At 46.1% G+C, this 10,918-nt stretch carries 13 protein-coding genes and 1 rRNA gene; all 14 read right to left on the reverse strand.

Annotated elements, in window-relative coordinates:
• Window positions 1–69, reverse strand: a 16S ribosomal RNA gene (locus ABFC84_19300); the annotation flags it as partial.
• Between the two features lie 455 nt (window positions 70–524).
• A complete protein-coding gene (locus ABFC84_19305; GenBank protein ID MEN6414892.1) occupies window positions 525–800 on the reverse strand; it encodes a pro-sigmaK processing inhibitor BofA family protein in 276 nt (91 codons plus the stop codon).
• Window positions 801–864: 64 nt separating this feature from the next.
• Entirely contained in the window at window positions 865–1,140 is a 276-nt protein-coding gene (locus ABFC84_19310) for a DUF2508 family protein (protein ID MEN6414893.1), read from the reverse strand.
• Window positions 1,141–1,226: 86 nt separating this feature from the next.
• Entirely contained in the window at window positions 1,227–1,532 is a 306-nt protein-coding gene (locus ABFC84_19315; protein MEN6414894.1) for a YaaL family protein, read from the reverse strand.
• A gap of 73 nt (window positions 1,533–1,605) precedes the next feature.
• On the reverse strand, window positions 1,606–2,202 hold the full coding sequence (recR, locus tag ABFC84_19320; protein MEN6414895.1) for a recombination mediator RecR: 597 nt from the start codon (window positions 2,200–2,202) through the stop codon (window positions 1,606–1,608).
• Between the two features lie 3 nt (window positions 2,203–2,205).
• Window positions 2,206–2,535, reverse strand: a complete 330-nt coding sequence (locus ABFC84_19325) for a YbaB/EbfC family nucleoid-associated protein (GenBank protein MEN6414896.1) — start codon at window positions 2,533–2,535, stop codon at window positions 2,206–2,208.
• 11 nt (window positions 2,536–2,546) lie between these two features.
• Entirely contained in the window at window positions 2,547–4,286 is a 1,740-nt protein-coding gene (gene dnaX, locus ABFC84_19330; protein MEN6414897.1) for a DNA polymerase III subunit gamma/tau, read from the reverse strand.
• 164 nt (window positions 4,287–4,450) lie between these two features.
• Window positions 4,451–4,717 carry a hypothetical protein gene (locus ABFC84_19335; protein MEN6414898.1) on the reverse strand — a complete coding sequence of 89 codons (267 nt, stop codon included), beginning with the start codon at window positions 4,715–4,717 and terminating at the stop codon, window positions 4,451–4,453.
• Between the two features lie 85 nt (window positions 4,718–4,802).
• Entirely contained in the window at window positions 4,803–5,756 is a 954-nt protein-coding gene (locus ABFC84_19340) for a 3-hydroxyacyl-CoA dehydrogenase NAD-binding domain-containing protein (GenBank protein MEN6414899.1), read from the reverse strand.
• 63 nt (window positions 5,757–5,819) lie between these two features.
• Window positions 5,820–7,220, reverse strand: a complete 1,401-nt coding sequence (locus ABFC84_19345; protein MEN6414900.1) for a TIGR00366 family protein — start codon at window positions 7,218–7,220, stop codon at window positions 5,820–5,822.
• 208 nt (window positions 7,221–7,428) lie between these two features.
• Window positions 7,429–8,817: a sigma-54 dependent transcriptional regulator gene (locus tag ABFC84_19350; protein MEN6414901.1), complete on the reverse strand. Its 1,389-nt coding sequence runs from the start codon at window positions 8,815–8,817 to the stop codon at window positions 7,429–7,431.
• A gap of 5 nt (window positions 8,818–8,822) precedes the next feature.
• Entirely contained in the window at window positions 8,823–10,298 is a 1,476-nt protein-coding gene (locus ABFC84_19355; protein MEN6414902.1) for an ATP-binding protein, read from the reverse strand.
• Between the two features lie 78 nt (window positions 10,299–10,376).
• Window positions 10,377–10,514, reverse strand: coding sequence for a hypothetical protein (locus ABFC84_19360; protein MEN6414903.1), 138 nt, complete (start codon window positions 10,512–10,514; stop codon window positions 10,377–10,379).
• Between the two features lie 80 nt (window positions 10,515–10,594).
• Window positions 10,595–10,750 (reverse strand): hypothetical protein, encoded by a 156-nt coding sequence (locus ABFC84_19365; protein MEN6414904.1) that lies wholly within the window; start codon window positions 10,748–10,750, stop codon window positions 10,595–10,597.
• Window positions 10,751–10,918 lie beyond the last annotated feature (168 nt).

Raw genomic sequence — 10,918 nt, forward strand, 5'->3', positions numbered from 1 at the left:
CCGTTCGACTTGCATGTGTTAGGCACGCCGCCAGCGTTCGTCCTGAGCCAGGATCAAACTCTCCATAAAAGTGTATTTTACAGAGCTTTGATGGCTCTTATAAAGTATCATTAGAATTTATTGTTTCGGAACTTCGTCACTTCCGTGACGAGCATTCCCGCACATCTGGCTTTTTTCCTTACTTACATTGTTTAGTTTTCAAGGAACACTCGGCTGTTATCAGCCTGCTGCCGTTTGCGACGACGCGCATGGATGCGCTAGTGTCGAGGGTGTGCCATGGACGGCACGCTTACCCGAGACAGCTTTTATATATTACCACAACCGCTCGGTTATGTCAACATATTATTCCTGGCAATTTTTGCCGCTAAAAAATCTCTCAGTGATTTTTTCATCACCGCACAGCGACAATTAATATTGTAGCACAACCTTATTCCTGGTACAATCCAGCCAATATTCCAATATCGGCTATTATGCCGGTTATAATCACAAATAGTATTATATATTTCGTTATGCTTATTTATCCATCAAATAAAAATCTTAAATAAAATTAACAATACAATCCCCGGCAAACCCAAGAAGCCGGCAATCAAAGCCGTAAGTGGGTTAATGGCAATGGTAAACCCGATATGGGCTCCCACAAAATTCAAGATCCAAAGCATAATACCGCCAATCAAACCATTATAAATGAATTTCAATACCAAGCGCAGCGGCATTAAAAACATTCGACCCACTAAATAAATCAGAATAATTCCAAAAAGATAGGCTAAAATGACATTAAATTCTCCCGGCAGTACTGGCATACGTTTCCCCCGCTTTCCCTGTATTTATATCCATTGTAAAGTACAATGCTCCCTTTGTCATGCTCTATTTTCCCAAACAATTGCTATAGATTTTTCGTATGGCCCCCGTCCGTCTGGCCTGTTTTACTAAATACATGTACTTTCGTTCCGTCGTCTTTATCAAGTACGCCGCATATTCGATCAAATCATTATCTGTCACATCATTATAGAACTGCTGGGCGTACAACCAATCCTGCCTAGCCTGATCTATCATTTCGCTTAATGACGGAATGGGTGTGACAGGCCGATTGCTTCCAAACAGCCAGCCTGCTATTTTTTCTATAGACCGGACAAATTTCATATCAGCACCTCCATTTGCTAATATATATTTACCCTGTCCCTATTTATGACTCATTCGTATAAAAAAGAGAGCAGATCGTTCTGCTCTCAAAATTCCGCATCCATATTGTGCCTGGTGTAAGGCGAATAAGTAACCCCCGCCTGCCGGGCCTGTTTCAATAAGTAGATGTATTTTTTCTCTGCGGCCTGCATACGAAACACCGCATAATCTACCAGATCCTGATCCGATACTGTATTATAGTAGCTTTGGGCGCTCAGCCATTCCTGCCGGGCCTGTTCCACTACATCGGTCAGCGGCGGCATAGGCCTTACTTCCGGCGGATCATTACGCAGCACCCGCCCTACCCAGTTCCGGCAAGCGTCCTTTACATTAGCATTCCAGTTAAGGTTCATTTCATCCCCTCCTATTACGGTTATTTTTCCCAAACAGGAGGGCCCTTAATCATTTTTCCGTTAAAAAATTTTATTACATTTCCCGGCGATTTTCCAGGGCTTTGGATAAGGTAACCTCGTCGGCATACTCTAAATCGCCGCCTACCGGCAGCCCGTGAGCGATACGGGTTACCCGGATGCCCAAAGGTTTTAACAGCTTTGCAACATACATCGCTGTCGCTTCTCCTTCCACATCCGGATTGGTAGCCATAATCACTTCGGCAACGATTCCTGCCTGCAGCCGGTTCAGTAGTTCCTTAATCTTAATGTTCTCCGGGCCGATGCCTTCCAGCGGCGACAACGCTCCGTGCAGCACATGATACCTGCCGCGATATTCCCGGGTCCGTTCCATAGCCGCCACATCCCGGGGTTCTTCCACCACACAGAGAAGGGACGAATCCCTCTCCTCGGACCGACAGATTTGGCAAGGATTACAATCGGTTAAGTTAAAGCAAATCTTACAGTAACCAATCTTTTGTTTGGCATCCACAATCGCATGAGCCAACGCCTCGGCCCGTGCCTTATCCATTTCCAAAACATGATAGGCCAGCCGGATTGCGGTTTTGGGGCCAATCCCCGGCAAAGCGCGGAATTGTTCGATCAACTTCGCCAGGGGCGCTATATACTGCACGGTCTAAAGTAGTCCTGGCGGTAAATTCATGCCGCCGGTCAGTTTGCCCATCTCCTGCGCCATCATATCGTCAACCTTTTTGATAGCCTCGTTGACTGCTGCCGCCACTAAATCTTCCAGCATTTCCACATCTTCCGGATCCACCGCGGTCGGAGAAATTTTGAGGGATTGAATTTGTTTTTCGCCGGTAATAACCACCTTAACAGCCCCGCCTCCTGCCGTTACTTCCATGGTACGGGTTTTTAATTCTTCCTGCAGCTTTGCCATATCCGCCTGCAGTTTCTGTACCTTTTTCATCATACCGGCCATGTTGCCCATATTGCCAAACATAATGAGAATCCTCCTTAATTCGATTCTGATTTCTCTTGCTTTATCACCTTACCGCCAAACAATTTCACCGCTTGCCGTAAAGCAGGATGCTGTTCTTCCGGATCTTCCTGCGGTGCCGGCACCGGTTTCGGCGGCCGCACCGCAGCCTGGGGTGGTGACATACTGCCTAATGTGCATTGCACCTGTACCGGTTTGCCGCAAACATCGTTGAATACTTTTTCAACCATTCCCCGATAGTCGGCCTTAGCGGTACGTTCCTTGGGGAAAGCTGCGGCAAACTGAATAACAGCCTGCCGATCAGTCAAACTCACCAACTGACCCTGAGCCACACAGGCATGAACGGAACGCTTGCCGCTGGCAATCAGTTCCTTTAGCACACGATCCCAAACTTCTTTTACATTCGCCGTTTCCTGTCCCTGTTCCTGCTCTGCCGGCGGCGTAAAAACAGCCGGAGCGGCAGTTGGCGGCGCATTAACCGCAGAGGGTACGGAATTAGCCAAGAATGCCTTCTTCACCACCGGCGGAACAGAAGCAGCCGTCTGCTGAGGAATCGACGGCAAAACCGGATTTACCGCCGCTGCCGCCACTTTGGCAACAGCCGTACCGCCCCCGGCTAATTTTCCTTCCAAAGCCGCTACCCGTTCCACAAGTGCCTGAAAATCCTTCTCTGACGTTCGCCGGCAAATAGACAGCAACGCCATTTCCGCGGGAATTCGCGGCTCCGGTGCCCATTTTATCTCATTGACCGCCTCATTTAGAGTTTGAATCATTTTGACCAGTTCAGAATGGGTAAATTTAGCGCTATGCTCTTTCAAAACCGTCCGGTCCTCGCTATACAGCTCAATGTTTTCCATATCCGGCGCTGCTTTAAACAGCATCAGACTGCGAATATGCAGCGCCATTTCCAGCAGCACCTGACGTACATCCTTGCCTAAATTGATCAGTTCATCCAGCCCCAGCAAGACGGCTCTGGCATCCCGGTCCGCCAGACTTTCCGTTAAACGCCATACCCACTGGTGACCAATCAGCCCCAGCAGTTGCCGCACCTTATCTGCCGTAATCCCGTCCTCATCCAAAGCGGCGCACTGATCCAGCACGCTTAAGGCATCCCGCAAGCCCCCGTCGGCATGAATTGCAATCAGTTTCAAAGCCTCTTCCGTCACATCCAGACCGCTTTGATCGGCAACTTCCGTCAGTCGGGCAACAATTTCTTTAACCCCAATGCGGTGAAAATCATAACGTTGACAGCGGGAATGAATCGTAGCCGGAATTTTATGAGCCTCGGTTGTCGCCAGAATAAACACCACATGGGGCGGCGGTTCTTCCAAAGTCTTCAGTAGCGCGTTAAATGCCTCGGTAGTTAACATATGTACTTCATCAATGATATATACTTTGTAGCGTCCGTCTACCGGAGCAAACTTGACGGTTTCCCTGAGGTCGCGGATCTCATCAATACCGCGGTTGGAAGCGGCGTCTACCTCAAATACATCCATAGAAGTGCCTGCCGTAATCCGCTCACAGTTAGGACAGGCATTACAGGGCGTCGGCGTAGGACCATGATCACAATTCAGCGCCTTGGCAAGGATTTTAGCCGTACTGGTTTTGCCGGTACCCCTTGGCCCGGCAAATAAAAAAGCATGGGCAATTTTACCAGTTGCCAGAGCATTTTTCAAAGTTTTGCTGATATGCTCCTGCCCTACCAAATTGTCAAAATCCTGTGGCCGCCACCGACGATACAATGCCACATAACCCACAACCCAGCACCTCCTTTAAGCACATATTTTACATTCCACATCCGCCCTGTTATTCCTCTTTCCGCTGCCGGCAATCCCTATGTTTCCGTTCTCCCTCTTTCCTCAATACCCCCAACACGAAAGACAGCCGGTTGTCCCGGCTGTCCCGCATAACGATTCTATAACTATACCCGCTTACTCTTTTTACCTTGCTTCCACACACAGTAACCATACAAGCTAAACAAAACAAGTGTCAGAAGAACCAGCCAGGGATTGAACGCGTTTAAGTGGGTGCCATAGGCAGCATCCGACCAATTAAACAGATTGCCAGCGACAATTACCAGTATAAGCATAATGGCAAGATATAACGGCGAAAATATTTTTTGCTTTAAACTATTTACTATTCCATTGCCGGTCTTAGCCATAAGAACACTCCCTTTGTCAGCAAGCATTGACTGTCTCCCCCGAAAACTTTACTAAAAAAATTTCCCTTTTACACGCTTTGTTCAGTAGCCAAAAAATGATCGATCAATTACCCTAGAGTTCTATTTCTTTATCCTTTTGCAGCCATTCCAGCAGATTGTTTTCTCTGATTGCCTTAATTTTTTCTAGCGCTTCCGGTGTCCATTTGTACAAGCCGGTACCCGTCTTAGAGCCCAGAGTACCCTTTTCTACCGCCTCTTGCAATAATGGCGAAACCCCTTCACTATTGCACAAATCTTGCATTAAATAGCCCGATATATTATAGAAGATATCCAGACCGCCTAAATCGGCGCTCTCCAACGGCCCTGTCGTAGATAGCCGACGGCCTAAACTATATTTAACTGTAGTGTCTACCGCCTCCTGGGTCGCTATACCACTTTCCACAATATATAAAGCCTCTCTTAATAACGCTAACTGCAGCCGATTTCCGATAAAGCCAAGGGCCTCCCGATTTAACGCCACCGGTTTCTTCCCAATTTTTTTCATAAGCTTCCAGGTGGTTTCAACCGTTTCCCGGGAAGTGTACTTGCCCGGAACAACTTCTACTAACGGAACAAGATGCGGCGGATTCCAAAAGTGAGACACGACGAAACGTTCTTTATGAGTCAGTACCTGGGCAATCGCCGTTGGACTTAACCCGGATGTGTTGGTAGCAAAAATCGTATCAGGCGGACACAATTTTTCCATGGCGGCAAACACTTTCTGTTTAATTTCTAAGACTTCCGGAACCGACTCAATTACAAAATCCACACCCACGGCGGCCTCTTCCAACGTGGTTACTCCTTCTATCCGCCCCAGAATTGCCGGGACATCCTCGGTCTGTACCAACCCGTGCTGGCGATAGGTTTCCAGCCCGCTTTTAATTCCCGCCAGGCCGCGCTCAACCTCACTGTCATCAGGGCCGTACATGCGAACCTTGTATCCTGCCGCAGCAAACATCAACGCTGTTCCATGCCCCATAGTTCCCGTTCCCAAATTACAAATTTGCTTGATTCCTTCGATGCTCATTTCTCCACTCCCTCTACTAATTTAGACTGTCTTTAAAGCTAAGCTCTAGATTTTCATAACCACCTAGAAAGGTATGAAGGTTAATCCCAGTAACATCACAATACCAACAACAATCCAGGTAATAAATGTATACCCGACAAAATCTCTAAATTCTAGGCCCACAACCGTCATAAACGGCAGTGCCCAGAACGGTTGAATCAGGTTAACCCAGTCATTACCAAAGGAATACGCAACTACTGTTTTGGCGTGAGGTACTCCCAATGCAGCACCGGCTTGAATAATATACGGAGCTTCCACTGCCCATTTACCGCCACCGGAAGGTATAAAGTAGCCGATGATATTCGATAAAACAGCCACGAAGGCCGGGAAGGTATCCGGAGTAGTCAAGCTAATAATCCAACCGGCAAACACTTCCACCAATCCGGTAAATTTCATCATCCCGAATATCCCGGCATAAAAGGGAAATTGGAGTAAAACGCCCCATGATGCCGGAGTAGCCGCTTTAACAGCTTTCATTAAATTAGCCGGAGTTTTATGCAAGAAGATAATTAACATCAAAAATATCATATTGACCATGTTCAAGTCCAGAGTCTTCTTAGCTTCAAAGAAGTGATAGTACAGATAAACAATAAACATGATCCCCATAACATAGGACAAAATAGGTGTATACGTTAGTCGCTCACTAGGAGTAGTAATGGCCACTTTTTCATTCTCTACCACCAGGCTCTTCTCTAATAAATCCGGCCGCAGCTCCCGCAGAGTCTGAATATTTGACTCTTCACTGGGAGGAAATATTTTCCAAAATAATACAATGGCCGTAATCATGACCAATAATAATACCCACAGGGTATAGGATGAAAATATAGTGTCCCCAACCGGAATAACCCCCATTTCCTTAACCATGAAATGGGTCGGTGTCGCTACCAATAATGGTACGGAAGCAGATAATCCAACATGCCAAATCATAAAAGTAGCATAAGTAGCGGCGACCAATAATTTGTAATGCACCCGAATATTGCGCAATTCCGCTTGACGAGCCAATTCTAAAGTAAACAAGGCAGCAAAAATCAAACCGAATCCCCAATTTAGGTAATAGGAAACGGCGGAAATCAATACCCCCCAGACATAAACTTGCGTCGCTGTACGAGGCATGCGGGCCAGTGATACCAAAAGCTTATTGCAAAGTGGTGTAGTGGCCAGCGCAAATCCCGTAACAATAATCAACGCCATTTGCATCGAGAACTCCAATAAGATCCAGAAGCCTTGCCCCCAGGATTGCACAATCTTGTAGGGATTCGACGGGGTAAATGCCAGTGCCAAACCGAAGGTAATGAAACTTAAGAGCAGTAAAATGACATAGGAGTCGGGTACATAACGCTCAGCAAAACTAGTGATAGCTTCAATAATCCCTTTTTGTTTTTTCGGATTCTCCCTGATAGGGTTTCCCATCATTGGACTTCCCACAATAGACCTCCCCCTTCTTTCCATAGTTTTGTTTCTATGGTCTTACTTAATATATAAGCAAGTTCCATACCAACTAGTACTCAAAGGAAGAAATTTTTGTCCATGCAGCTATAATGTGAAGTTTTTCACTGTCGCCAGTATTAAGGAGCTGCAAAATTGTTACTTATCGCTGTTTTGACTGCGCATTTTTTTGCCAACTGCGCATTTTTTACTCATCTTTTTCGGCCAAGCCAGGATATTTTTCCAGACCATATTCTGCAATTTTATATAGCAACGCCCGCCGACTAATATCCAGAGCTAAAGCCGTTTTAACCCGATTGCCATAGTGGGCCTTTAATGCTTTCGCAATCACATCTTTTTCAACTTGATGAAGAATTTCCCTGAGTGTCCCCTTCTCGTGAACGGCAATGTTCGGGGCCTTATTTGTGGGTATAATTCCCAATAAATCTTGTACGTCAATCACTCCGCTGGACATAATAACGGCCCGTTCTAGAAAATTGCCCAACTCTCTGACATTGCCTGGCCAATGATACTTCTGCAACAAACACATGGCTTCTGTAGTAATAAGGGGAACCTCTCGATGAGTTTCATTCGCAAACCGCCTTAAATAGTAATCAACAAATAGCGGAATATCCTCCTGCCGTTGTCGAAGCGACGGTACTTGAATGGGAATAACCTTTAGCCGATAATATAAATCCTCGCGAAAGGTCCCCCGCTGTACCATTTGTTCCAAATTTCGGTTGGTGGCGGCAATGATGCGAACATTAACTTTAATTGTCTCCGTACCGCCAATACGCTCAAACATGCGTTCCTGCAACGCTCGCAAGAATTTGACTTGAATTGATGGACTTAATTCTCCAATCTCATCCAAAAATAAGGTCCCTTGATGCGCCAATTCGAAGCGCCCGGGTTTTCTCGCCACCGCCCCGGTAAAGGCCCCTTTTTCATAGCCGAACAATTCACTTTCCATTAGGCTCTCGGGCAGAGCGCCGCAATTGATTTTGATGAAAGGCCCGTTGAAGCAATGACTGTTGTTATGAATGATCTTGGCAATGAGTTCCTTCCCGCTGCCGCTTTCTCCGGTAATAAGCACCGTGGCCTGAGTCTGGGCAACTCGTCCTACCGTCTTGCAGACATCCTGCATTAGCGGACTTTTACCAATAATGTGGTCTATTTGATATTTTTCCTGAACCCGAGTACGCAAATCTGTCAGTTCTTCTTTAAGCCGCCTAGTCTGAAAAGCCCGTTCCAGTACAATACGCACTTCATTCACGTCGGACGGTTTCACCAAATAGTCAAAAGCCCCCCGCCGCATGGCTTCTACAACTGTATCCATGGTGCCATGAGCCGTCATTAAAATCACGGCAATCTGAGGGCTCTCTTTATGAATCAGTTCAAAAGCTTCCATTCCATCCATAACTGGCATTTTAATATCCATCATAATTACGGCAGGCTTGATCATTCGTGACTTCTCTACTGCTTCCAACCCATTGTTCGCAATATGCGGCTCGTAGCCTGCCTTGCGGACCACCTCAAACAGTAAGCGACAAACGCTGCTTTCATCATCCACCACTAGAACCTTATGATTGATCTCCAATGAAATCACTCCTCTGGCACCGGAAAGAATAATGTGAAAACACTTCCAAATCCAGCAGAAGACTCTACCGTTATTTTGCCACCCCAGGTTTCCATTAGACGGTACGCTACTGCCAAGCCCAAGCCAGTACCACCTTCCTTTGTCGTAAAGAAAGGATCGAATATTCGGGAAATATGACCGGGATCTATGCCACTGCCATTATCCTGAATAGCAACGCAAACGCAGCGGTTTTCTCTATCACAAATACTGCTTACGCACACTTCGCCTTGTTGTGAAATGGATTGAATCGCATTAATAATTAAATTTAAATACACTTGCTTAAGTTGTTCGCCTTCAACTAAAACTTTAGGTACATCCGACGCCAAAGTACTGGTGATTTTAATATTCTGGTGCATAGCCGGATTGCCAATCAACAGCAACGTGCTTTCCAATACTTCGTTTACATCAACCAATTTTACTTCCGTTGCGGCAGGCCTGGCAAAACACAGAAGCTGCTCAATGAGACGGTTCATACGGTCAGCTTCCTGGGAAATGATCTTTAGATATTCGGTCTTCTCTTCCTGGTTAAGACTTTCTCCCAATAATTGGGCAAACCCTTTAATTGCCATCAAAGGGTTTCGGATTTCATGGGCTAATCCTGCTGCCACTTCACCGATTGCTGCTAAGCGCTCGGCTGTCTGCACCTGTTTTTCCACCATTTTCTGAGCAGCAAGACTGTGCGCCATATCGTTAATGGCATTGGCGATTTCTCCCACTTCACCGCCAAGGGGAGGCAATTGGTAATTCAAATCTTGTTTAATATTTGACAGACCTCTTTTAATTTTTCCAATATCATTCATCAAATGTTCTATAGAATAAATAATCCCTCCTATGCCTAAAAGCAGGCCCAAAATAATCATTACATAAGTATGCCGTTTCATAGCCACCAGCTGGGATTCAATATCGGATGTTAGTTCGTTCGCCCATATATATCCTAGCACCTTTCCCTGCCGAATGATGGGGTACATTGCGTTCATAACTGGTCCCCGGACCAAATCACCTTCCTGGACCCGTTGTTCTCCCCCTTGCATTACAATACGCCCTTCATGAGTCTGGCTAATGGGCATGCCCACTTTATCAGCATAAACAGAACTGGGGCCATATGTTACGATAGCATCTAATTCTTTGGCATAATAGCCCACACCAATTCCCGGATATGCTGCGGCAACCTGATCGGTATAGCCGCTCAGGAATTTGTTGATTGCTTCAATTTTCTCTTGCCGCCCGGCTCCTTCTAAACCTGACTGAAGTAATATATCGTCGTATGTACCGGCAAGATATTGATCCAGCATATGGGCAGCACCAAATAATTTTTCTTGCTTTTCGGCAACTAAAGCTCTCTCTGCGCTTATCGTCATCAGATATCCCGCGGCAATAATCGGCAATGCCACCACCATCAGCATTACCATCAACAGCCTGCCTCGTAAACTTTTTGGCAACACCGCTACTCCTCCTCAAGCTGCGTGATGTCGCTCCAACAGCATAGACTTCCCGCAGATTAAGTTTAGTAACAACCTTTCTCACTCATTCTTATCTTTACTTAAGCTATCGGCCATGATATCCAATTCATCCGCCATGGTCCCTGCCTGCTGAACAGCTCCGGTCAGTTGGGTAAGTGCGGTAGCGATCTGACCAATCAACGCCTCGATTTGCTTCATTTGGGAACACACATTGTTACTATCTGTCTGGATGGAGGTAACGATCTGGGTAATTTTACCGATTGAATCAGCACTGACACCTAATCTAGTTTTTTCCCCGGTTTATAGAACAAATATTTTTCCCGATCGGTTATGGCAACACCGATATCGCCACTACACAGTTCGGTAAGACAAGGAAATACACGGATATAACTATTGAGGATATCTTCATTCTGTGTAATAACACTCTCCTGCAATTAACTCACCTCTACTCCACATAGAATCTTCTTTAGGTAGAATGTTGCCGACTCCCAACACGGTGATTTTCTTCATAATCAATATCTCCTATATCATCCGGATCGACATGCAAATATTTAATGCCGGAAAACATGCTGGAGATTTCTCCGCCGTTTTCCGTTAAATCG

The organism is Veillonellales bacterium, assembly GCA_039680175.1.
Classification (GTDB): domain Bacteria; phylum Bacillota; class Negativicutes; order JAAYSF01; family JAAYSF01; genus JBDKTO01.